23 protein-coding genes are annotated in these 22,860 nt (G+C 71.9%); 6 read left to right on the top strand and 17 right to left on the bottom strand.

Features of this window, described 5'->3' with window-relative positions:
• Positions 1-2: 2 nt before the first annotated feature.
• Complete coding sequence (locus tag ABZV93_RS15670) at positions 3-839, bottom strand: 3-hydroxybutyrate dehydrogenase (protein WP_354935748.1); 837 nt, start codon at positions 837-839, stop codon at positions 3-5.
• Between ABZV93_RS15670 and ABZV93_RS15665 the strand changes: the two genes are divergently transcribed.
• Together ABZV93_RS15665 and ABZV93_RS15660 are read left to right on the top strand one after the other, a co-directional pair.
• Complete coding sequence (locus tag ABZV93_RS15665) at positions 838-1,140, top strand: hypothetical protein (RefSeq protein ID WP_354935745.1); 303 nt, start codon at positions 838-840, stop codon at positions 1,138-1,140. The genes ABZV93_RS15670 and ABZV93_RS15665 overlap by 2 nt on opposite strands.
• Positions 1,141-1,194: 54 nt before the next feature.
• Entirely contained in the window at positions 1,195-1,518 is a 324-nt protein-coding gene (locus tag ABZV93_RS15660; RefSeq protein WP_354935742.1) for a DUF2087 domain-containing protein, read from the top strand.
• Between the two features lie 29 nt (positions 1,519-1,547).
• Here the strand turns inward: ABZV93_RS15660 and ABZV93_RS15655 are convergent, their stop codons facing one another.
• Positions 1,548-1,784 (bottom strand): helix-turn-helix domain-containing protein, encoded by a 237-nt coding sequence (locus tag ABZV93_RS15655; protein WP_354935739.1) that lies wholly within the window; start codon positions 1,782-1,784, stop codon positions 1,548-1,550.
• Positions 1,785-1,827: 43 nt separating this feature from the next.
• Here ABZV93_RS15655 and ABZV93_RS15650 point away from each other — a divergent pair, with 43 nt between their 5' ends.
• The 3 genes from ABZV93_RS15650 (at position 1,828) to ABZV93_RS15640 (ending at position 3,732) form a co-directional block, all read left to right on the top strand.
• Entirely contained in the window at positions 1,828-2,094 is a 267-nt protein-coding gene (locus ABZV93_RS15650) for an SDR family NAD(P)-dependent oxidoreductase (RefSeq protein WP_354935736.1), read from the top strand.
• 175 nt (positions 2,095-2,269) lie between these two features.
• Positions 2,270-2,410 (top strand): hypothetical protein, encoded by a 141-nt coding sequence (locus ABZV93_RS15645; RefSeq protein WP_354935733.1) that lies wholly within the window; start codon positions 2,270-2,272, stop codon positions 2,408-2,410.
• A gap of 167 nt (positions 2,411-2,577) precedes the next feature.
• Positions 2,578-3,732, top strand: coding sequence for a serine hydrolase domain-containing protein (locus ABZV93_RS15640; RefSeq protein WP_354935730.1), 1,155 nt, complete (start codon positions 2,578-2,580; stop codon positions 3,730-3,732).
• Here ABZV93_RS15640 and ABZV93_RS15635 read toward each other — a convergent pair.
• The 13 genes from ABZV93_RS15635 to ABZV93_RS15575 all read right to left on the bottom strand — a co-directional run bounded on the left by ABZV93_RS15635 (position 3,708) and on the right by ABZV93_RS15575 (position 18,806).
• Entirely contained in the window at positions 3,708-4,412 is a 705-nt protein-coding gene (locus ABZV93_RS15635; protein ID WP_354935727.1) for an NUDIX hydrolase, read from the bottom strand. The two genes, ABZV93_RS15640 and ABZV93_RS15635, sit on opposite strands and share 25 nt — an antisense overlap.
• Positions 4,409-6,226 carry a CTP synthase gene (locus ABZV93_RS15630; protein WP_354935724.1) on the bottom strand — a complete coding sequence of 606 codons (1,818 nt, stop codon included), beginning with the start codon at positions 6,224-6,226 and terminating at the stop codon, positions 4,409-4,411. Before ABZV93_RS15630 ends, ABZV93_RS15635 begins: the two co-directional genes overlap by 4 nt.
• 300 nt (positions 6,227-6,526) lie before the next feature.
• Positions 6,527-7,597 carry a glycosyltransferase family 4 protein gene (locus ABZV93_RS15625; protein ID WP_354935721.1) on the bottom strand — a complete coding sequence of 357 codons (1,071 nt, stop codon included), beginning with the start codon at positions 7,595-7,597 and terminating at the stop codon, positions 6,527-6,529.
• Positions 7,594-9,381, bottom strand: a complete 1,788-nt coding sequence (locus ABZV93_RS15620) for a lipid II flippase MurJ (protein WP_354935718.1) — start codon at positions 9,379-9,381, stop codon at positions 7,594-7,596. The genes ABZV93_RS15625 and ABZV93_RS15620 overlap by 4 nt, the downstream gene beginning before the upstream one ends.
• Positions 9,378-10,307, bottom strand: coding sequence for a hypothetical protein (locus ABZV93_RS15615; protein WP_354935715.1), 930 nt, complete (start codon positions 10,305-10,307; stop codon positions 9,378-9,380). The genes ABZV93_RS15620 and ABZV93_RS15615 overlap by 4 nt, the downstream gene beginning before the upstream one ends.
• Positions 10,304-11,257, bottom strand: a complete 954-nt coding sequence (locus ABZV93_RS15610) for a copper transporter (RefSeq protein WP_354935712.1) — start codon at positions 11,255-11,257, stop codon at positions 10,304-10,306. Before ABZV93_RS15610 ends, ABZV93_RS15615 begins: the two co-directional genes overlap by 4 nt.
• Positions 11,254-12,435, bottom strand: a complete 1,182-nt coding sequence (gene steA, locus ABZV93_RS15605) for a putative cytokinetic ring protein SteA (protein WP_354935709.1) — start codon at positions 12,433-12,435, stop codon at positions 11,254-11,256. Before steA ends, ABZV93_RS15610 begins: the two co-directional genes overlap by 4 nt.
• Positions 12,436-12,651: 216 nt before the next feature.
• Positions 12,652-15,045 (bottom strand): DNA repair protein RecN, encoded by a 2,394-nt coding sequence (gene recN / locus ABZV93_RS15600; protein WP_354935706.1) that lies wholly within the window; start codon positions 15,043-15,045, stop codon positions 12,652-12,654.
• Between the two features lie 10 nt (positions 15,046-15,055).
• Positions 15,056-16,105 carry an NAD kinase gene (locus tag ABZV93_RS15595; RefSeq protein WP_354935703.1) on the bottom strand — a complete coding sequence of 350 codons (1,050 nt, stop codon included), beginning with the start codon at positions 16,103-16,105 and terminating at the stop codon, positions 15,056-15,058.
• Entirely contained in the window at positions 16,102-16,962 is an 861-nt protein-coding gene (locus tag ABZV93_RS15590; RefSeq protein WP_354935700.1) for a TlyA family RNA methyltransferase, read from the bottom strand. Before ABZV93_RS15590 ends, ABZV93_RS15595 begins: the two co-directional genes overlap by 4 nt.
• Entirely contained in the window at positions 16,937-17,176 is a 240-nt protein-coding gene (locus ABZV93_RS15585) for a hypothetical protein (protein ID WP_354935697.1), read from the bottom strand. Before ABZV93_RS15585 ends, ABZV93_RS15590 begins: the two co-directional genes overlap by 26 nt.
• 128 nt (positions 17,177-17,304) lie before the next feature.
• Entirely contained in the window at positions 17,305-18,396 is a 1,092-nt protein-coding gene (locus ABZV93_RS15580; protein ID WP_354935694.1) for an HAD-IIA family hydrolase, read from the bottom strand.
• Positions 18,393-18,806, bottom strand: coding sequence for a tetratricopeptide repeat protein (locus ABZV93_RS15575; RefSeq protein WP_354935691.1), 414 nt, complete (start codon positions 18,804-18,806; stop codon positions 18,393-18,395). The genes ABZV93_RS15580 and ABZV93_RS15575 overlap by 4 nt, the downstream gene beginning before the upstream one ends.
• 144 nt (positions 18,807-18,950) lie before the next feature.
• Between ABZV93_RS15575 and ABZV93_RS15570 the strand changes: the two genes are divergently transcribed.
• Positions 18,951-20,381, top strand: a complete 1,431-nt coding sequence (locus ABZV93_RS15570) for a DUF1015 domain-containing protein (RefSeq protein WP_354935689.1) — start codon at positions 18,951-18,953, stop codon at positions 20,379-20,381.
• Here ABZV93_RS15570 and ABZV93_RS15565 read toward each other — a convergent pair.
• Positions 20,356-20,751 (bottom strand): single-stranded DNA-binding protein, encoded by a 396-nt coding sequence (locus ABZV93_RS15565; protein ID WP_354935686.1) that lies wholly within the window; start codon positions 20,749-20,751, stop codon positions 20,356-20,358. The two genes, ABZV93_RS15570 and ABZV93_RS15565, sit on opposite strands and share 26 nt — an antisense overlap.
• A 177-nt stretch (positions 20,752-20,928) precedes the next feature.
• Positions 20,929-21,606 (bottom strand): hypothetical protein, encoded by a 678-nt coding sequence (locus ABZV93_RS15560; RefSeq protein ID WP_354935683.1) that lies wholly within the window; start codon positions 21,604-21,606, stop codon positions 20,929-20,931.
• Between the last annotated feature and the right edge of the window lie 1,254 nt (positions 21,607-22,860).

Below are 22,860 nucleotides of genomic sequence, written 5' to 3'. Positions count from 1 at the left end.
GGTCAGGAGGCGGTCCATCCGCCGTCGAGGGTGAGCGCGACGCCGGTCAGGGACGTGGTTGCCGGCCCGCACACGAACGCCACGAGTTCGGCCACCTCGTCGGGTTCGACCAGGCGCTTGAGCGGCGTGCGGGCCAGGAGCACGTCCTCCAGCACCTGCTCCTCGTCCACGCCGTGCACCTTCGCCTGGTCGGCGAGCTGCTTTTCGACCAACGGTGTCCGGACGTAGCCCGGGCAGATTGTGTTGGACGTGACGCCACGCCCGGCGGCCTCCAGCGCGAGCACCTTGGACAGACCTTCCAGTCCGTGCTTGGCCGCGACGTAGGCCGACTTGTACGCCGAAGCCCGCTGGCCGTGGGCGGAGGAGACGTGCACCAGCCGTCCCCACCCTCGCGCGTACATGCCGGGAAGCACCAACCGCGCCAGGCGGAACGGCGCCTCCAGCATCACTCGCTGGATCAGCGCGAACTTCTCCACCGGGAACTCCTCCACCGGTGCGACGTGCTGCAGACCCGCGTTGTTGACCAGGATGTCGGCCTCGCGGAGCGCGTCCAGCCGATCCAGGGCGTCCAGCCCGGCCGCGTCGCCGAGGTCGACCGCGTGCGCTCGCCCGCCCACCTCGGCAGCCACCGCCGTGGCGCCGTCGGCGTCGAGGTCCAGAACGACCACGTGCGCGCCGGCGCGGGCGAGCCGGTGGACACAGGTCCGGCCGATGCCGCTCGCACCGCCGGTGACCACGGCCGTCCGGCCGGACAGGTCGATGCCGCCGTCAGGAGCCGAGGCCGCGCTTGCGCCGGGTGCCGCAGGTGTCGATGGTGCGGCTGGTGTGGTGTCGGTCATGCCGACCTACCGTACGTCCGTACCCCCCGGCGGGTTCGCGGTCGGTCAGGTGGCCACCCCGCGACTGACCCCGATCCCGGACACCGAGCCCGGCGACGTCGACATCAGCGTTCCCTGCAAGGCGCACATCATCTTGGGCACATCGGTGGCGCACTTCAAGTTCGCCGACGCGGACGGGCACCTGTACTCCCCACCACCGACTATGCGGGAATCCTGTTGTCCATCACCGTGCTCGACGACCGCCGCTCCCACTGAGAGCGAGGCACGGCGACGCCGGGCGGTGCCGGTCGCCGACTGGTGATCGGCCGGCGATCTGCCGGACGTCGTAGCCTGAGTGGCCGGAAGGTGGTGTCTCGTGGGAACCGAACCAACGACGGACGGCGGGCTGGCCCTCCCCGCCGACGCCGATCCGGAGACCGAGAAGCTGTTCCGTGCCTACGTCCGCGACGGACGGATCACCGCCATGCCGGCGAAGTCCGGCCGGCGCCGGCTGCTGCTGGACCACGTGGCCCAACTGTTCGAGCCCGGCGTTCGCTATCCCGAGCCCGTTGTCAACGAGACCTTGCTGCGGGTGTACGACGACCAGGCGGCGCTTCGGAGATACCTCGTCGACGACGACTTCCTCGCTCGCGACAACAACGCCGTCTACTGGCGCAGCGGCGGCACCATCCGTCCCTGACGCCCTTCGTCGACTTCGGCGCCATGCGGTCAGGCGGTCGCGTAGTCGACGAAACGCCCCATCCAGGCGCTGGCCTCACTTGGCGGCATCGTCGCCAACAGTTCGGGAGCGGCGTCGCACAGCCGCGCCACCTCGTTGCGGTAGGCCGCCTCGATGAGGACCTCGCGGGTGGGAAAGTTGCGGTAGAGCGTGCCGGTTCCCACGCCCGCCTCCCTGGCGATGCGCTCGAAGTGAGCGTCCAGGCCCTCTTCGGTGAACACCCGCACCGCCGCGGCCAGGACCGTGCACGTTCCACTTTCGGAGGATCTCGTGCCAGGAATCGAAGGCAAGGTCGTCGCGATCACCGGCGCCAGCAGTGGGATCGGCGCGGCGACCGGGCTGGTCAGGCTCGCCCGCGACCGGTACGGCAAGCTCGACGCCCTGGTCAGCAACGCCGGGGTCGGTCTGATCTCCCCGCTGGACGACCTGAGGGTCGAGGACCGGGAGGAGATGATCGACGTCAACCTCCAGGGAGTCCTGTACGGAATCGCCGCAGCGCTGCCGTCTTCCGGGAACAGGGCTTCGGACACTTCGTGAACAACCGTCTCCACGGCCGGGCTGCCATCGTGCCGACGCAGTCGGTCTACGCGGGGACCAAGAACGCGGTCCGCACTCCGAGGGCCTGCGCCAGGAGGCCGGCGGCCACCTGCGCGTCACGGTCGTCTCGCCAGGCGTCACCCGCACGGAGTTCGCCGACTCCATGGCTCCGGAGATGAGGGCCCAGGCCCTCGACCGGATGGGTGACATCGCGATTCCGCCGGACGCTGTCGCCCGTGCGATCGCGTTCGCCATCGAGCAGCCGGACAATGTCGACGTCGGCGACATCGTGGTCCGCCCCACAGCGCAGAACTAGATCACCCGCCGGCGCAGACGGGGGACATCACTTCGCCCACCGGCCGCCGACCGCCACGTCCGGCGTGTCGGCGCCGATGAGGTTGGGTGACCGGTGCAGTCTTCCTCCCAGCCGTGGCAGACCGGCGGCCGGCGGCCCACCGAGCCAGAAGAAGGCGGGAAAGACCGATGAGTGACCTGAACGACCTGCTGAGTACGCACGTCGGCAGCGGATCGCTGCCGGGCGCCGTGGCCGTCGTGGCCCGGGGCGACGACCTGGAGGTGGCGGTCGCCGGCTCGGTGGACGTCGAGGGCACCGCACCGATGACGAGTGACACGATCTTTCGCCTCGCCTCCCTCACCAAACAGATCACGGCCGCCGGCGTGATGCTGCTGCTCGAGGACGGCCGGATCGGCCTGGACGACCCGATCGCCAAGTGGCTGCCGGAGCTCGCCGAGCCGAAGGCGGTGCGTACGCCGGGTAGTCCGGTCGACGACGTGGTGCCCGTGGCGCGGCCGATCACCGTCGAGCACGTGCTCAGCTCCCGGGCCGGCTGGGGATTCCCCTCCGACTTCACGCTGCCGGCGATCGGCCTGATCTTCGACGTTCAGAAGAGTGGGCTGGACCCGCAGCACGTCGCGGCCCCGGACGCCTGGCTGGCCGCGCTGTCCGGCGTTCCGCTGCTCTACCAGCCGGGCGAGGCGTGGCTCTACAACACCTGCTCCGACCTCCAGGGTGTGCTGATCAGCCGGGTCACCGGTCAGCCGCTGCCGGAGTTCCTCGGTGAGCGGCTGTTCGACCCGCTCGGAATGGCCGACACCGGGTTCGAGGTACCCGCCGGCAAGCTCGGCAGGTTCACCAGCATGTACCGCAGGGATCCCGGCGGCAGTGGACTGATCCTGGCGGACGCTCCCGACGGGCAGTGGAGCAGCCTGCCGGCGTTCCCGTCCGGTGCGGGCGGCCTGGCCGGCACTGCCGACGACTGGCTCCGCTTCGCGCGGATGCTGCTGGCCGGAGGTACGCACGAGGGCCGCCGGGTGCTGTCCGCCGAGTCCGTACGGCAAATGACGACCGACCATCTGACCGACGCCCAGCGCGAGATCGGCGAGTTGTTCCTCGACGGCCAGGGTTGGGGGTACGGCGGGTCGGTCGACCTCGCGCCCACCCGGCCGTGGAACGAACCCGGCCGCTACGGCTGGACCGGCGGCAGTGGAACGGCCGCGTACATCTCCCCCGCGAGTGGCACGATCTCGCTGTTGCTCACCCAGGTGGCGATGGACAGCCCCGTGGCGCCGCCGGTCATGCGGGACTTCTGGACCTACGTGGGCCGGGGCGGCTCGTAGGGCACCGCCTCGCGGGCCGGCCACGGCACGTCGGCGGGGCGGAGCGCGTCGAAGCCCGCCCCGTTGCGGGCGGCCCACGCCGCGAGCGCACCCATCACCAGCGAGGGATTGTGCAGGTCGCCGGCCAGTACGCCGGCCACGACGTCGGCCAGCGGAGTCCAGGAGACGGTCATGTCCGCCTCCTCGTCGACACCGTTGTGCCGCTCGTGGTGCGGCACCTCCGACAGGCCGCGGGCGAGGTAGATCCGCAACGACTCGGTGGTCATCCCCGGCGAGGTGAAGGCGTCCACCAGCACCCGCCAGTCGCAGGCCCGGACGTGCCCCTCCTCGTACAGCTCCCGCTGCGCCCCGGCGAGGTAGTCCTCCCCCTCGACGTCGAGCAGCCCCGCGGGCGGCTCGAACAGGCGGTGGCCGACCGGGTGGCGATACTGGTGCACCAGCAGCATCCGGTCGCGGTCGTCCAGGGCGATGATGCCGACCGCGCCGGAGTGCACCACGACGTCACGGGTGAACTCCCGGCCGCCGCCACCGTCGACCACGTCCTCGCGGACGTCGATCACCCGGCCGGTGCGCAGCGTGTACGACGAGGAGATGACCGGCCAGCGTTCGGGTACGTCGCGCGGCGGGGCTCCGTCGGCTTCCTGGTTGCCGAACCGGCCGTCCACCGTCGCACCGCTCACCGGCGTACTCCCGTGCGCAGCCAGCCGTCCCGCTGCCGCAGCGGCACCGCTCCGTGCGTGCCGTCGGCCTCATCGGCAACCTCGGCACCGTCGACGTCCCCCACGCTGTCGGCGTCGGACGACCTGAACGCGCCGTCCTCGGCGTGCACCAGCCCGAGGTCACCGACCGGGAGCTGCATCTCCCGCTGGCGGGTCAGCGCCGCCTCGACCAGCCCGGCGAACAACGGGTGCGGACGAGTCGGCCGGGACCGCAGCTCGGGGTGGGCCTGGGTCGCGACGAAGTACGGGTGCAGGTCGCGGCGCAGTTCGATGAACTCCACCAGCCGGCCGTCCGGCGACGTACCGGAGATGACCAGACCGGCCTCTTCCAGCTGCGTGCGGTAGGCGTTGTTGACCTCGTAGCGGTGCCGGTGGCGCTCCTCGACGTACGGCTCAGCATAGGCCCGGCGCACCAGCGAGTCCTCGGCGAGCTTCGCGGGATACAGCCCGAGCCGCATCGTGCCGCCGAGGTCACCGGACCCGGCGACGATCTCGCGCTGCTCCTCCATCGTGGCCACCACCGGGTGGGCACAGGTGGCCTCGAACTCGCTGGAGTTGGCGTCGTCCAGCTCGGCGAGGTTGCGGGCCACGTCGACGACCATGCACTGCAGGCCGAGACACAGGCCCAGGACGGGGATCTGGTGTTCGCGGGCGTACGTCGCCGCGCCCACCTTCCCCTCCACGCCCCGCACCCCGAACCCGCCGGGAATGCACACCGCGTCCACGTCGGCCAGAAGCCGGGCCGCGCCCTCGCGCGTCGTGCACTCGTCGGAGGCCACCCAGCGGATGTTGACCCGGGTGTCGTGCTGGAAGCCGCCCGCGCGCAACGCCTCGGTCACCGAGAGGTAGGCGTCGGGCAGATCGATGTACTTGCCGACCAGGGCGACCGTCACCTCGTCGGCGGGATGGTGGACCCGTCGCAGCAGCTCGTCCCACTCGGTCCAGTCGACGTCGCGGAACGGGAGGTTCAGCCGGCGTACGACGTAGGCGTCCAGACCTCCGCCGTGCAGCACCTTGGGAAGGTCGTAGATGCTCGGGACGTCGGGATTCTCGATGACGGCTTCCTCGTCGACGTCGCACATCAACGAGATCTTCCGCTTGACGTTGGGCGGAAGCTCGCGGTTGCACCGGCAGACGATCGCGTCGGGCTGGATACCGATGCTGCGCAGGGCCGCGACGGAGTGCTGGGTCGGCTTGGTCTTGAGCTCACCGGACGGCCCGAGGTAGGGCACCAGGGACACGTGCAGGAAGAACACGTTGTCGCGGCCGACGTCGTGGCGTACCTGCCGGGCCGCCTCCAGGAACGGCAGCGACTCGATATCGCCGACCGTGCCGCCGATCTCGGTGATCACGACGTCGATGCCGGGACCCGCCATCCCCCGGATCCGGGCCTTGATCTCGTTGGTGATGTGCGGGATGACCTGGACGGTGTCGCCGAGGTAGTCGCCGCGGCGCTCCTTGGCGATCACGCTGGAGTAGACCTGGCCGGTGGTGACGTTGGCGCTGCGGCCGAGGTCGACGTCCAGGAACCGCTCGTAGTGGCCGATGTCGAGGTCAGTCTCGGTCCCGTCGTTGGTGACGAACACCTCACCGTGCTGGAACGGGTTCATGGTGCCGGGATCGACGTTGAGATAGGGGTCGAGCTTTTGCATGGTGACCCGCAACCCGCGCGCCTTCAGCAGATTGCCGAGGCTCGAGGCGGTGAGGCCCTTACCAAGAGAGGAGGCGACGCCCCCTGTGACGAACACGTGCCTAGTCGGCGAAGAGGCGGCCAAAGCTACTCCCCGTGGTCGGTCGGGGCCGGAAACCCGGGCGGAATCCAGCATGTCCACGGGCTTTCAGCCTAGCAACAGCCGATCGGCCCGCCACACACCACGCCGGTCCGCGGGACCGGGCGGATGGTCGGACGTTACACCCCCGCGGCGACACCCGGGCACGCCCGGGGACCCGGGCGAGGACCCGGCCGGGACCCGGCTCGCAGGGCCGCCACGCCACGTCTCCACAGCCGCCGGGCAGAACGGCGTCGAGGCCCCGCTGACGCCGGCGAAGCGCCCGTTCCACCGGCGATGCCCGGATCATCCGGGAGTGATCACCTCGTGGTAGATCTTGGCGATCTGCCGTGCCGTCTCGTCCTCGTCCGGCCAGGTAGCCGCCTGTCGCGGACCGGCTGCACGCAGTCGTCCCGCCACCTCCGGACGATCGAGCACCTCCGCGAGCGCGGCGGCCACCGCCCCGGGATCGCCCGGTGGCACCAGCAGCGCCGCCGAACCCACCAGGTCGGGGATGCCGCCCACGGCGGTGGCGACGAGGGGTACGCCGGACCGCAGGGCCTCCTGCGCCACCAGGGCCCGGGCCTCCCACTGGCTGGTGAGGACGGCGACGTCGGCCGCGGTGAGGAGGTCGGCGACATCGGTACGGTGCCCGGCCAACCGCACGGGCAGCCGTTCGCGCTCGATGCGTTCGGCCAACTCCGCGTCCAGAGGCCCTTCGCCCGCGACCAGGACCAGCGGCGGTAGCGCGTCGCGGTCGACCAACCGGGCCACGGCGTCGAGGAGGACGTCGTACCGCTTCTGCGGGGCGAGCCTGCCCACCGCCAGCACCAGCGGCCGGGAAGCGAGCCCCAGCGACCGGCGTACCTCCTCCCGGCTGCGGGAGGCGGGCGCGAGCGTCGGCGCGGACACCGGCAGCAGCCGGGCGTCGCGGGCACCGAGGGAGGCGGCGTCCTCGGCCAGGTCGGCGGAAGCTGCGAGCACGACCGTGGCCCGGCGGACGACCCACCTGCGGGCCAGGTGCAGCGGAAGCCCTCGCCAGCCGGTGGCCGTGACGGTGTTGTGCCAGCTCACCACCAACGAGGTCGAACGATGGCGGGCCAGCGCCGCGACCACCGAGGCGGCGTGCCCGTGCGCATGGATCACGTCGGCGCCCGCCAGGACGGCTCGCCCTCTCCGGACCGAACCCGGCGCCGGGACGTCCAGGGGCACGAACTGCCCCACCCGGCCGAACCCGAACCGGCGATCCGTCGCGGCCGGCCCGGCGATCCGGACGGTGTGGCCGGACTCGACCAGCCGAACGGCGAGGGAGCGTACGTGTTGCCCGATGCCGCCCGTGCTCGGCCCGAGCACCAGGGCGATGCGCGGTGCCCTCACCGTCGCCCGGCCGAGCTGTCGTCGCCGGCGCGGTCCGCGACCAGGGCGGCGGGACGCCGGCGAGCAAACCTGCCGAGCCGACGGGACAGTGACAGCAGGCCCTCGCGATCGACCGCCGCCACGAGCAGGACCACGAGCGCGGCGAACACCGTCACCACGGCCAGCCCGGCCACCGTCGCCCCTGTCACCGCACGCACGATGTCACCGTCCGCGAACCCCCGTCCCGTCCACCGGCCGGCCGCCGCCGAAGCCGTCGCGGCGACGCTACCGGCGAGCACCGACAGCCCCAACCCGCGCAGCGATCCCGGTCCGGTCGCCCGGCGTACGCCGGTGAGCAGCAGAACGGCACCCAGCAACAGCCCCGCGGACGTCGCCGCCCCCAGGCCGCCGGCGGTGGCCGAGGCCGGCAGGCCGGCGGTGGCGGCGACCGCGGCGGCGGCGACGGCCAGCCACCCGGTCGCCGTTCCGCAGGCCGCCCAGGCGGAGTACCCGCGGGCGTAGAGCAGCCGGCCGGCCAGGGTCACCAGGCCCAGCGCGGGCACCGCCGGGGCGAACGCGGTGAGGGCACCGGCCAGCGCCGACGTCGCGTCGCCTCCGCCGGGTCCGAGGACGAACAACCTCGCCAGCGGAACGGACGTACCGGCGAGCAGGGCCCCGCCCAGCGCGCCGAGCAGAACGACCGCCCGGACCGCACCGGCGGTGAGCCGGCCCAGCTCGGCGGAGTCGGCCTCCTCCGGTGAGCCGGCCTGCGGCGGCGAACCGGGCGGCGGCGAACCGGGCGGACGTGGCGCGGTGGGGCCGCCCGCCGCGCCGAGTGCTGCGGCGTGCGGAAAGACCGTGGTCGCAACCGGGACCACGAGCACCGCGTACGGCAGCGTGAACAGTGCGTACGCCCAGGTGTAGAGGGTCAGCGTCCCCGGCTCGCCACGGTGGTTGGCCAGCCAGGTGAGTACCAGCGCGACGAGTTGCTGGGCGACGAGGGCGAGCATCCCGGCAGCCGCCAGCCGGCGCGCACGGACCGCGACACCGGGCGGGAAACGCAGCGTCGGCCGGATCGGCGCCGCGGGCCCCTTCACCCGTGCGAACGCCACCAGCACGGTGAGGGCCATCGCCACCACCCCGAGCGAGGTGCCCCCGGCGAGCACGGCCACCGCACGGCCGGACACCGCCCGTGCGTCGAGGGAGCCGGCGACCACCGCGAACCCCGCGTACGCCGCGATCACCACCAGGCTGCTGGCCAGCGGGGCGAGGGCGGCGGCCAGGAATCTGCGCTGTGCCTGCAGGGCGCCGGAGACCACCACGGCCACGCCGTAGAACCACATCTGCGGCGCGAAGATCACCAGCATGCGACCGGCGAGGTCGGCGGTGGCTTCGCCGCAGCCGGCGTGGCCGGCCAGCATGAGATGGGCGTACGGGCCGGCCAGCGCTGCCGCCAGAGCTGTCACCGGCGTGAGGACGAGCAGCGTCCAGGTCAGCAGTGCGGACAGCGTGCGGGCGGCCTCCCCGGCGGAGGCCCGGGCGGTGACGCCCGCCAGCAACGGAACGACCACCGAGGCCAGCGCCCCGCCGGCGACGATCTCGAAGGCGACGTTCGGCAGCTGGTTCGCGGTGTTGTACGCGTCTCCCAGGCAGGTGTCACCGACCGTCTTGGAGAACACCAGCCACCGGCCGAACCCCACCACCCGGGCCGCGACGGTGACTGCGGCCACCAGCACCGCCGCGCGGGCCAGACCTGTGCCCCATGCGCGCGGGCCAGCCGCCGCCGGCTCCCGCGCCGTTGTCATCGGTTCGGCGAGCGCCGACCGAACTCGTCCAGTCGGCGCAGCGGCGCGTGTCGCTCGATCACGGCGGTGAACGATACCCGTTCGGAAGCGAGAATCAGCCCGGCCAGTCCGGCGAGAACCATCAGTCGGGCGGGTCGCGGCAGCCGCGCGGCCATCGCCACACCGAGCCCCGCGCCGAGCGCGTTGGCGCCGCAGTCGCCGAGCATGCCGTTCTCACCGAGGTCGTCGGCCAGCAGGCCGGCTGCCACCCCGACCGGCGCTGCGAGCACAGGACCGGCCGACGTCAACAGGAACGGCGCAGGTGCTACTACGACCTTCAGCGCGCGGCCGGGCCGAAGGTCCAGGAGATTGACGAGGTTGGCGGACGCGGCGACCAGCGCGCCGTCGGCGAGGATCGTCGCCAGGCCGGGCCGAGGTCGTCCGGCGCGGCCGAGCAGCGCCGCGGCGACGAGGCCGCTCACCCCGATGCCGGCGACCTTGACCGCACCGCTGGTGACTTCTCCGCGGCGCAGAGCGCCCAGGTGACCCCGGAGTCCCTTCGCCGCCGGCGTACCGGCCAGGTCGTCGTAGGCGCCGACCGCTCCGCTGCCGAGGACCGCGGCCGCCACGGCCAGCCGCTCCGCCGGCGTGAGGCCGGGCATCGCCATCGTCGCCGCGAACGTCCCCGCGACCGCGGCCGGACCGAGCAGCAGGCTGACCTGTTCGCCGCGGTGGTTGGTACGACTCCAGCGGTCGGCGTCGCGGTCACTGCCCGCGCGGGCCCGGACGCGTCGAAACCCCTGCCGAGCGGCGAGCGCGGCGCCCGCTGCGACGACTAGCTGTGCGGTGGCTTCGCGGGTGCGGAACGGTGTCCGGAACCCGTGCCGCGAGGGGTGCTGCGTCCGCGGGAGCGCGTCGAGGTTGTCGGCGGGTGCGCCGGTGGTCATGAGCCGGCGGTCGGCTGCTTGGGCAGCGCCCCGTCGGTCGAGCCCACCGCGCCGTACTGACCGACGCCGCCGGTGGCCTGCTCGGCCAGCGCCCACACCGCCGCCACCTGGCCGCTGGCGAGGTCGGCGACGTCGACCGAGGAGACCTCGCTGCGGGCCTGTTTGTCCGCGCGGAGGCTGGCGAGCACACCGCCGTCTCCGGCAGCGGACGGGTCGCCGACCACCACGGCACCCCGGCTGGCGGAGTCCAGTGAGCGGGCGAGCGACACCCATGCCTGGTTGGCGTCGGCGTTCGAGGTGGGCTTCGCCTTCGGTGGCACCACCGGCGCGACCACCACGGCCAGGTCCGCCTGCGGGAGGTCGTTGTCACCGTCGACCAGGTCGCCCTCCCCGAACGCGCCCATGATGGTCGGCGTGGCGCTGTCCTTGCGTCCAGCGGCCTTGGCGTCACGGGTGACCAGAGCCCTGGCGAGCACCACACCGGCCCGGTCGTACGCCGAACCGTTGTCGGGCATTCGTACGTCACCGGTGACGAGCCTGGTGGCGAGCTCCTCGAGGAACTGCCGCTGACTCGGGTCGGACCACTTGTCGGTCATCGAGACGGTGCCGGTCACCGTCGCGCCCGCACCGGCCACGCTCGCCTCGACACCCTTGACCACACCGCTGTCGGCGTTCGGCAGGGCGACCACCACGACCTTCTGGCCGTTGAGCCGTCCGTTGACCAGGCCGGGTGCTATGTCGGCGGCGAACGAGTCGCGATACTTGTCGCCCTGCTGCAGATCGGCGATCTGCTTGCGCAGGCCGTCCTTCTCCTTGCTCACCGCGGAGATGGTGCCCCGCAGCTGCTGGTCGAGTTCGCCCTTCAGCGGGCCGGCGCCCAACGCGACCCCGATCGCGAGTGCGAGGAAGATCGCCGCGATGGAGACGAGGAAGTAGCGGAAGTCGATCACGTGAAGAGTCCTCGGATCCAGAAGACCAGGTCGTTCCAGCGGATGCCGACAACCTCCAGCCAGGCCTGTCCGGCAGGCGTGGCCGCGAGCGCGACCAGGAACGCGAGCAGGCCGGCGACCAGCAGCATCACGATCTGCCAGGTCTGAATCCGGGAACGGTAGAGCCGGCTTACTCCCTTGGCGTCGACCAGCTTCCCGCCCACCCGAAGCCGGGTCAGGAACATGCTGGCCGCTCCGGATCGGCCCTTGTCCAGGAACTCCACCAGCGACAGGTGAGTACCCACGGCGACGATGAGCGCGGCGCCCTTGGAGTCGGCGAGGAGCATCGCGATGTCCTCACTGGTGCCGGTGGCTGCGAAGACACGCGACTCCAGGCCGAGGCGTTCGAGCCGGTCCGCTCCCGGCGCCCGGCCGTCACGGTAGGCGTGCACGATGAGTTCGGCGCCACAGCGCAGTGCGGTGTCGGACACGGAATCCATGTCACCGACGATGATGTCCGGCTTGAGCCGGGCCTCCAGCAGCGCGTCGGCCCCGCCGTCGACTCCTACGAGGATCGGGCGGTACTCCCGGATGTAGGACTTGAGGGCGACGAGGTCCTCGCGGTAGTCGTAGCCGCGCACCACGATGAGGACGTGCCGGCCCTCCATCTCGGTGCTGACGTCGGGGACTCCCACGCCGTCCAGCAAGAGTTCACGGTCGCGCCGGAGGTACTCCATCGTGTTGGCGGCGAACGCCTCCAGCTGGATGGCCAGCCCCGACCGCGCGTCCTCGGTGGCCTTGGCGACCGTCTCCCCGGTCTGTTCCACTCCGAAGGCGACCTCGGCGTCGCCGCGGTAGAGGCTCGCGCCGTGCAGACGCACCGCGTCCCCTTCGCCGACCTTGGCGAAGACGTCGGCGCCCACGTCGTCGACCAGCGGGATCCCGGCCGCCATCAGAATTCCCGGGCCGAGGTTGGGATAACGCCCGCTGATGGAAGGGGCGGCGTTGACGACGGCGGCGACCTGTGCGGAGACCAGCGCCTCCGCACTCACCCGGTCGAGGTCGACATGGTTGATGACGGCGATGTCACCGGGACGAAGCCTCTTGGTGAGGTTCTTCGTCCGCGAGTCGAGTCGGGCCGAACCGACGACACCAGGCAGGGCCACCGGTCGTGGACGGCGCAAAGTAGGAAGTCTCATCGCAGTCCAGATACTGCCACGTGCGCACCGCCAGTGGGCGCATGTTGTTTCGTGGGCGTGGCGCAGTGCGGTCGCACCGCTACGGGTGTTGTCGCCGCCTGACGATCAGCGCACGTACCCAACCCTGACGATCAGCCCACGTACTCAACACCGGTTCGCTTACCAGTGTTCAGGTGAACCTTCCTTGACCGACCGGCGCCCCAGTGTGAACACGCCCTAGCCAGATCCGCGGCGAGACCTGCTTGCCTTCGTGGCCCTCTTGGATCTGCTGCCCGCTGCGTCCTCGCCGACCTTCGTGTCCGCGGCGACCTCGGCCTGCTTGGCGCTCCCCCGCGTTGCCTTGGCGGCGCTCCGGGGCTGCTTCTCCTCACTGGCCACGGCCCTGCCGTCCGTCGCGTTCGTACGTGAGGCCTTGGTGGGTCTGATCCCCTTTGCGGACATGCCTTTCGTGGATTCGTCCTCTGTGGACCTGTTGGCCTCGGTGGACCTGCCGTCCTCGTCGACGTCGGCGGCACTTGCGGACGTCTTCGCGGAACTGCTGTTCACGGGCTCGGCCGACGAGGTCCGTTTTCCTGCGGCCGACGGCTTCCGCACGGCCGACGACTTCCGCGCCACCGACGAACTGGCGGTGGGCGACGAAGTCGCGGTGGCTGACGACTTTTCCGTGACCGACTGCGCGGGTCTCCGGGTCGCCGTGGCCGCAACGGCCCTCTTGTTCGCAGCCGGAGATTTCGCCGCGTCCGCCCGTGCCTCGGCCGCGGTAGCGAGGAGTTCCTCCGCATGTGCCCGTGCGCTGGCGGACCCGTCCAGACCGGCCAGCATCCGGGCGAGCTCCGACACCCGGCCCTCGTCGTCCAGCCAGGTCAGGCCGCTGCGGGTCACCGACCCGTCGTCGCTCTTGCGTACGACGTAGTGCCGGTCGGCGAACGCGGCCACCTGCGGAAGGTGAGTGACCACCACGACCTGCGCGTTGGCGGCGAGCCGGGCCAGCCGGCGGCCGATCTCCACCGCGGCGCGGCCGCCGACGCCGGCATCAACCTCGTCGAACACGAACGTGGGAACGCCGTCCACGCCGGCGAAGACCACCTCGACCGCGAGCATCACCCGGGACAGCTCACCCCCGGACGCACCGCGCTGGACCGCGCGGGCGGGCGCACCCTGATGCGGTTGCAGTCGCAGCTCCACCTCGTCGACACCGTGCGCTCCGTACGCCAACCACCGGCCGCCGACCAGCAGAGCCCGTTGGCCGTCGGGGTCGCCCTCGGCTCCGTGGCCCGCCGCGGAAGCGGTGGCGGTGGCCGACTGGTCGGGCTCGACGGGCCGGCCGCGGTCGGACTTCCGCTCTCCCCGCGTCGCTCGGCCCGGTGTCTCGGAGGCGCGGACCTCGGTCTGGGCCACGTCGGCGGTGAGCACGGCGTGCGGCATCGCGAGTGCTGCGAGCTCGGCAGTGACGGCGCGGCCGAGGAGTTCGGCGGCTGCCGTGCGGGCCGAACTCACCTCGTGGGCAAGCCGGGCCAGCTCGGTCGTCAGCTGCTGGCGCTCGGACCTGAGGGCGCCGATCGTGTCGTCGGACCCGTCCAGCTCGGCCAGCCGGATCGCCGAACGTCGTGACCAGGCAAGAACGTCGTCGATCGTGTCGCCGTACTTGCGGGTGAGCGCACCGAGCACCGCGCGCCTGTCACCGATGGCCTGCAGCCGCGCGGGGTCGGTGTCCACACCGGCGGCGTAGGACGCCAGGTCCGACCCGGCGTCGGCGAGCAGCGCGGCCGCTTCCGCCAGCCGGTCGGCCACACCCGCGAGCTCCGGATCGTGCACTCCGGCCGCGTCGAGCGCCTTGCGTGCGCTCGCCACCTGGGACAGCGCGTCGACGGGAGCGCCTGCGACGTCTTCGTCACCGGTGAGCGCGGACTGCGCCAGACTGGCGGCGGCCCTCAGCGAGTCCGCGTGCGCGAGCCGGTCCTCCTCCACCGACAGCGCCTTGTCCTCCCCCGGTTGCGGGTCGGCGGCCTCGATCTCGGCCAGCCCGAACCGCAGCAGGTCGGCCTCCTGGGCGCGGTCACGTGCTCGAGCGACCAGGCTGGAAAGCTCGGCGTCGACCTCCGCCAACCGGGAGTAGCGGACTCGGTAGGCGGCGAGCGGCTCCTGGACCGCCGAGCCGGCGTAGCGGTCGAGGATCTCCCGCTGCCGCGAGGGCCGTAGCAACCGCATCTGGTCCGACTGCCCGTGCAGGGCGACCAACTCGTCGGCCAGCTCCCCGAGCACGCCCGCCGGGACCCCCGCGCCTCCGGCGTATGCGCGGGACCGGCCGTCGCGGGCGATGGTCCGCATCACGATCAGCGTGTCGTCGTCGAGCTGCGCACCGGCTTCGACGGCCCGCCGTGCTGCTGCGGAGCCAGGGTCGAGCCGGAGTCTGCCCTCCACGACCGCGCGCTCGGTCTGACGCCGAACCAGCCCGGCGTCGGCCCGTCCGCCGAGCAGCAGCGACAGGCCGGTCACCACCATGGTCTTGCCGGCGCCGGTTTCGCCGGTGACGACGGTCAGGCCCGCGTCGAGGTCGAGCACGGCGTCGTCGATGACGCCGAGCCCCTGGATCCGGATCTCCTCCAGCATCGCCGGAACTCTACGGGGTCTCGCCGACGCCGCCGTGCCGTTCGCCCGCGGCACGCTCGTGATGGTCGGAGGAGAGGCCGGCGGAGTCGACCGCTGCGGGGTCGGGTCCACGAGGCGTCTGCGGGCCTGTGTTGGTCGTTCGGGCCGCGGCCCGGCGAGCACGGTCCTCCCGCCGCCCGCGCCATCCGTGCACCGGCAGGTCGAACTTCGCCACCAGGCGGTCCGTGAACGGGCCCTGGTGCAACCGGGCGAGCCGCACCGGCCGTGCACCGTGGCGTACCTCCACCCGGGCACCCGGTGGGAGTTCCTCGGTGCGTCGCCCGTCGCACCACAAGACGCCCGGACCCGGATTTCGTTGCATCAGCTCGACGGCCACCACCGAGCGAGGTGACACGACCAGCGGCCTGGAAAACAACGCGTGTGCGCTCAGCGGCACCACCAGCATCGCCTCCAGCTCCGGCCACACCACTGGTCCGCCGGCGGAGAACGCGTAGGCGGTGGACCCGGTGGGCGTGGCGGCGACGACGCCGTCACCGCCCCAGCGCGACAGTGGCCGCCCGTCCACCTCCACGACGACCTCGAGCATCCGCTCGCGGGCGGACTTCTCCACACTCGCCTCGTTGAGCGCCCACTGGGTCGCGGCGACCGCGCCGTCGACCAGGACTGTCACATCGAGGGTCATGCGTTCCTCGACGGCGTACTTGCGGTGGACCAGGTGGTCGATGGTGACGTCCAGGTCGTCGCGCTCGGACTCCGCCAGGAAGCCGATGTGGCCGAGGTTGACGCCGAGAACGGGAGTGCCCGAGGCGTGTGCCACCTCGGCGCCCCGCAGGATCGTGCCGTCGCCACCCAGCACCATGACGATCTCGCAGCCTTCCGCGGCGGCAGGTGAGACCTCGACCACCTCCGCTTTGTCCAGGCCGATGTCGTCGGCATCGGGGGCGAGCAGGCGCACGCCGACGCCGGCGTCGGCAAGGCGGGCGGCCGCCTCCCTCGCCAACTGGGTCGCCTCGGCTCGGCCGGTGTGAACCACGAGCAGCACCGTGCGGTCGTCGGTCACAGCGGGGTCTCCTTCGGCGAGCCAGGTGGATCCAAGGCGGCAAGCGTGGCGTCGTCCCAGGGTGGTGCGTCGGCACGGAGCCAAAGGAAGTACTCGGTGTTGCCGGCCGGTCCGGGAAGTGGGCTCACCGTAGCGCCCGCCACCCCCAGACCCGCCTCGGCCGCGGCCATGGCGACCGTGCGCACCGCGTCGTGGCGCAGCGCGCGTTCGCGGACCACGCCTCCCTTGCCCAGCCTGGAACGGCCCACCTCGAACTGCGGTTTGACCAACAGGACGAGATCTCCGCCGGGACAGACCAGATCGGACAGCGTGGGCAGGACGGCCGTGAGGGAGATGAAGGACAGGTCGGCGACGAGGAGATCCACCGCGCCGCCCACCTGGGCGGGTTGCAGGTCGCGCACATGGGTGCGTTCGTGAACGTCCACGGCCGGGTGGTCACGAAGCTCCGCCACGAGCTGGTCGTGACCGACGTCGACCGCGACCACCTGACGAGCCCCCGCGCGCAGGAGCACGTCGGTGAAGCCGCCGGTGGACGCACCTGCGTCCAGACAACGCCGCCCGTGGACCACCAGCCCCACCGGCCCGAAAGCCGCCAGGGCACCAGCCAGTTTGTGGCCGCCCCGGGAGACGAAATCCGGGCCCGGCGAGTCCACCTCGCACACCTCCTCGGCGGCGACGCGGCGGGCCGGTTTGCCGACCGGTCGGCCGTCGACGCGGACGTGTCCCGCCGTGATGAGGTCCACCGCATGCTCGCGAGACCTGGCCAGTCCTCGTCGGACGAGTTCGGCGTCGAGACGTGCGCGATGGCCCGGGGCGCCAGGCGAGCCCTGGTCACGGCCGTCCAGCGTGGTCCCCATGGTCCTCGCCGGCTGCCAGCAGGGTCTCGTGCAGGCGACGGTGGGCGTCTTCGTAGATGTCGATGTGGTCACTCGGTGCCAGACCGGTGAGCTCGTCGAGCCGGTCGAGAACGGCGTCCACGTCGGGTCGACCGGTCGGGTCGTAGTCGGGCGTGTGCTTCTCTGTGGCCACCGTCTGGACGGTGGTGTCCTCCACCGCAGTGTCGTCTTCCACAGTGCCCACGTCTCCTTGGTCTGAGCTTCCCCACCGCGCCACCGGCCGTGTGGACGAGCCGCTCCGCTCGCTGCGTACGTGGTGGTCGGCGAGCCGGCCGCCGACCACATCTGGCCCGTCACTTGACACTAACCCATCGCCGCGTCCTGGCCCCGCAGCAGTGCGAGGGCCTCCGACGCGTCGACCCGGGCGGATTCGGGTGCAGACCACACAGCGGCGAGCAACGCGCGAGCACCGTCCAGCGGATCCCCGCTCCCTGACAGCCTGGCCATGAACTGCTGCTGCCGGTCGTCGGTGCCGGTCTCCTGGCGTTCGAGCACGGCGGTCCACTCCCCGCAGGTGGCAGTGCCGTCACCGAGCCGGGGAGCCGGATGCGGAGCGAAGAGCCCGGCCAGATCCCGGGCGAGATAGGTCGGGCGCTGGTTTTCCGGAGCGGTCAGAAGGTCGCCGAGCTTCGTCACACCGGTGAGCACGAGCATGCTCGGCATACCGGAGGCGTTCGCCCCCTCGATGTCGGTGTCCAGCCGGTCTCCGATCACCAGTGGGCGTTCGGCGCCTACGCGTTCGACCGTCTCGTGGAACAGCGGGGGCGCCGGCTTCCCCGCGATCACCGGTGTCCGGCCGGTCGCCATCCGGATCACCTCGACGAGGGTGCCGTTCCCCGGCGCCAGCCCTCCGTCCGTCGGCAGGGTTCGGTCCACGTTGGACGCGATCCACGGGACGTCTCGCCGCACCGCGTAGGTGCCCTCGGCGAGCTGCCGCCAGCCGACCTCCGGGTGAAACCCCTGCACGACCGCGGCCGGATCCTCCGCGGCTGTCTGCACCGGGACCAGCCCACGCTCCCTGACAGCGACCAGCAGGCCCTCGCCACCCACCACCAGCACCCGCGATCCCTCGGGAACGCGCTCGGCGACCAGTCGCGCGGCGGCCTGTGCCGAGGTCACCACGTCGCTGACCTCCGCACGCACCCCGACCTTGCGAAGGTGCTCGACCACCGCGTCGGGAGTGCGGGACGCGTTGTTGGTCACGAACGCGACCCGCATGGCCGCCGCCCGGGCCCGCTCCAGATCCTCAGGGGCCCGGGGGACGGCGTCCGCACCCACGTAGACCACGCCGTCGAGGTCGAAAAGTCCGGTGTCGTACTGCTCGACCAGGGGCCGGTCGGCCTCGGACAACGGCTCGCACGCCGCGTCGTGCTCGGTCGCGGTCTCGTCGGTCACTTCATGTCCTCCCGGGCCCTGAGGGTCGCCCTGACCTGCCGAAGTGCGTTGTTGTAGTGGCCGACAGTGGGACGCATCGCCGCCGCCATCGCGAGGTGGGGCGCAGCCGCGTCGTGGCGGCCCAGTCGGCTCAGAGCCAGACCGAGACCGAAATGGGCGTAATCGTCGGACGGATTATCGTCCACAAGCCCCTCGAACGCCTCGGCGGAGTCCGCATAGTGCCGGCTGTTGAAGAACGCCCGTGCGAGTGCCTCCCGGATCGACTTCGAACCGGGCTCGGCCTCCCGGGCGCGCTCGAGCAGCTGCGCCGCGGCGGCGGAGTTGCCGCCTTCGAGCAGGGCGAGACCCCTGCGGTACCAGTCGTAGACGTCACCGCCGGGCGTGCCGACACTCGTTTCGTCGTTGATCATGGTGTCCTCCCTCCTCGGCGCCCTCAACCGGAGGTTGGGCAGGGCTATTCCACCCAGTGTGCCGACCTCGGTTTCGCACGGACACCTGCCCGAGGATGCCCCAGACACCTCGCCCGGACGGGGTGGACACCTACGATGCCCCCCGTGACCGACCGATCCGCGACTCCCGACCCCGGCGGCGCCCGGCCGCTGGTGCTGTCGCCCTTTCCGGGCGTCCGCTACGACCCCGAACGGGTCAGCGATCTGGCCGCTGTGACCTCGCCGCCGTACGACGTCCTCGATCCTGGCAGCGTGGCCGCCCTCACGGCGGAGGAACCGCACAACATCGTCCGGGTCGTGCTCCCCCGGCCCGCGGGTCCGGCCGACTGGACCTCCGACGAGCGGGCAGTCGGCTTCGAAAGCGACCAGTCCACCGGAAGGGACGAAGCGCCCGGGACCGGCGACCGAGGTGAACCCGGCGAAGCGGGCTGGACTGCCGGCGATCGCGAGGCGGGTCCGCCGCTCCCGTCGGAGACGGACCACTACCGGCGAGCCGCCCGCCTGCTCAACCGATGGCGAGCCGAGGGAATCCTGCGGGCCGACACCGAGGCAGCGTTGTACGTCTACGAGCAACGGGTTCCCGAACCCGAGGAGCGCGGTGGTCAGCCGTTCGTTCTGCGGGGGATGTTCGGCGCCGTGGCACTGCGAGAGCCCGAGGAACGGGTGATTCTTCCGCACGAGGACGTGATGCCCGGTCCGGTGGCCGACCGGCTGGCCCTGATGAGCGCGTGTGAGGCCAACCTGGAACCGATCCTGCTGGTGTACGACGGCGGCGGGCCGGCGAGCGATCTGGTGGAGGCGACGGTCCGAGGCGAGCCGCTGGTGTCTGCGCGCACCGCGGACGGAGTCGATCATCTGCTGTGGCGGATCACCGACGCGGACGCTCTGAGCACCATCGCGGCCGACCTGGCTCCGCGCCAGGCCCTGATCGCCGACGGTCACCACCGGTACGCGACCTATCTGAAGCTCCAGCACCGGATCCGGGCCACGGGCGCCGGTCCGGGCCCGTGGGACAGCGGACTCGCGCTGCTCGTCGACCAGCGCGCTCACCCGCTGCGGCTCACGGCGATTCACAGGACGATTGCGGGGATCACGCTGTCGGAGCTGCTGACCCGTGCGAGCGCCGACTTCACTGTCGAGTCCTTCGACGACGCTGACCGGGCACATGACGCGCTCGCGGCTGCTCGCGGCCGACGGAACGCGTTCGTCGTGACCGACGGGCTCCGATGGGAACTGCTGAGTGTCCCCGTCGAGACCGCCTCCGGCCGGATCCGCCTGGACACGGAGGTGCTGCACGAACGGTTGTTCGGGCAGATCCTCGGGCTCGCCGAGGAACACATCGGCTACGCGCACAGTAAGCGCGCCGCCGTCGAGCACGCCCGGCACGGCAAGGGCGTCGCCGTGCTGCTGAACCCGGTCGACGTGGCCAACGTGCAGGCGGTCGCCCGGGAAGGTGGCCGGATGCCCCGCAAGTCGACGTCCTTCGGGCCGAAGCCGCGCACCGGATTCGTCATGCGGATGTTCGACCAGCACTGACCGTCTCCTTGTCGACGAGCAGGCGCACGGCGGTCGCCTCCACCTCGTATCGGCTGATCGGCCCGGACTCAGCTCGCCGGAACCGGCGTCGCAGCGCGCCCACCACCTCCACGATGTCGCCCGAACCCCACCGCTCCATCTCCGCGTGGCACTCGGTAGACCAGGAGGCGCATTCGATGGTGTCCACGACGGCCGAGCGTGGCGGCAGGGTCTTTGGGTCTCGCTGCACCACCAGACGGACGCTCACGACGGCCGAGCCACTGGGCAGCTCGCGCCGCGACGCCGGCGCCGACACACGGCCGACCAGCGTCACTTCGTTTCGGTGAGGGGGACATGGCGCCGGCGGCTTCTGTGCGTCGGAGTCTGTCATCGGGGCTGCCTCCCTCTCTGGAAGGTCCGTCGTCGCGGGTTGGCAGCCCCAATCTTCTCCGTTCCGGCACCAGCGACCAGGTGAGATCCACCGGCCTGTGTACAAGGTCGCCGATCAGGCAGCTGTGGACAACAGGCACCGGTAGAACGTTCGGTCAGCCTTCCCGAGCCGTCGCTCTCACCCCTCGCCGAGCCGGGCCAACCGCTCCTCGGCGTCGGTCTGGGCATCGACGTCCACCTCGAGGACACGCGCGAACCAGCGAGCAGCCTCCTCACGCCGTCCGAGCTCCTCCAGGGTGTCGGCGTAGGCGTACCGAACGCGGGTGACCGCGGTGGCCGAAGCCCGGCCGTGCAGAGCGGGTACGTCGAGGAGCGCCAGAGCCGCCGCGGGCTGCCCAAGGTCACGTCGTGCGCCGGCCTCGACGATCAGCAACTCGACCCGCGCCACCGGGTCCAGTTCCGAACGGTCGACCGTCGCGATGAGATCCAGCGCGCGTTCCGGGCGCCCCAGGCCACGCTCACTGTCGGCCATCGCGGGGAAGTACTCCGGCGAGCCGGTCATCCGGCGGGCGGCGCGAAACTCCGCCAGCGCCTGCTCGTACTTGCCGGCCGCGTAGGCGGTGTATCCCACCGCCTCCCGCACGATCCCGAGGCGGGAGCCTTCGCTGCGCGCGGCCAGCGCGTGGTCGAGCGCTGCCTCCGGGTCCTCGTCGACGAGCTGACCCGCCATCACGAGGTGGCGGGCAACCCGGTCGGCCGTGGCCTTGGTGAGGGTCCCGAGCTGCGCCCGGACGTCGGGGTCCAGTTCGAGCCCGGTGACGTCCGCGGGTAGCTCCGGGCCGACAGGCTCGTTCACCGGTCGGCTCCGGTCGCGGGTGCCTCCTCGCCGACGGTCGTCACCAGTGGAGCGCGGGTCCCGCACAGGGTGGTCCGAGTCGCGACGGCGACCGGCGTCCGCGGAGCGTCCGGGCCGTTCGTACCGGTTGTCACCGGTGGATCCGGAAGAGCGCGCCTGCTGAGAACGCCCTCGTCCGCCCGGCGCGTCACTCCGGGACCGGTCACGGTCCCCGAACCCGCGCTCACGCCCCCCACGGTCCGACGCCCCGCCACGGGACCGGTCACGGTCCCCGAACCGCCGGTCTCGCCCCCCGCGGTCGTCGTTTCGGTCGTACCTGTCGCCTCGTGCTGCATCCGAACGGCGGCTTCCACGGTCCGGGCGCTCGGTGCGCGAGGTCCGCTCGTAGCCTCCGGTAGCTCCGTCACGCCGCGGTCGATCTGCCCCACGCGCCGTCGAGTCACGCCTGGAGGAGTCCGAACGCCTACCGCCGCCCTGCGCGCCGCGATCGCCGCTGGGGCGGCCTCGATCGGCACCAGGACGGCTACCGCCGCTCCGCTGATCCCCGCCGTAGCGATCCGAACCGGACCTCGAGCCGCTGGCACGATCCGTACGAGCGCGGTCGCCACCGGGACCCTCTCGGTCACGTCGGGGCCGCGAGGACCAACTCCCCTCGGCCGATCGGCCACGCCTCGCGTCGCTGTCGCGCTGATCATCGGTCCGTCGGCTCGGCCTGAACCCGCTCCCCGAGTCCTGTCCGCCCGAGGTCCGATCCGTACTGCCACGCTGTCCGCGGCCGGAGGACCGGTCGCCGCCGGAACGCTCACGCCCGTTTCCGGACCCTCGAGTCCCCGGCTCTGACCGGCGGCTCCCAGACCATCGCGATCCGGACGCAGCACCACGGCCACTGCCTCGGTCGTTGCGACCTTCAGCCGAACGCCCCTTGTCTCGGTCGCGGTCACGTCGATCGCGGTCTCGATCCGGGCCGGGCTTCGAACTGTCGCTCATCGTGCTCCTCAGGGGGACGGCTTACGTCCCCATCTTGCCGCGTGGGTCGATCGGGCTTCTCGGCGGTGTGGTGCTGGCCGCCGGCGCCAGAGGTCTGGGCGGGCCTGCCGCGGCTCTCCCGCTCCGGCCCCTATGAAATGGGTTGCCGATCAGTGCAGCCGAATTGGTGCCGGAAATGACTGAGGGCCACCCCGTGTGGGGTGGCCCTCAACCAATGTATGTCCGGCGGCGTCCTACTCTCCCACAGGATCCCTCCTGCAGTACCAT

It is taken from the genome of Actinopolymorpha sp. NPDC004070 (assembly GCF_040610475.1).
Classification (GTDB): domain Bacteria; phylum Actinomycetota; class Actinomycetes; order Propionibacteriales; family Actinopolymorphaceae; genus Actinopolymorpha.
Note: the sequence above shows the minus strand (reverse complement) of the source record. Positions and strands in the feature narration are given on the sequence as shown.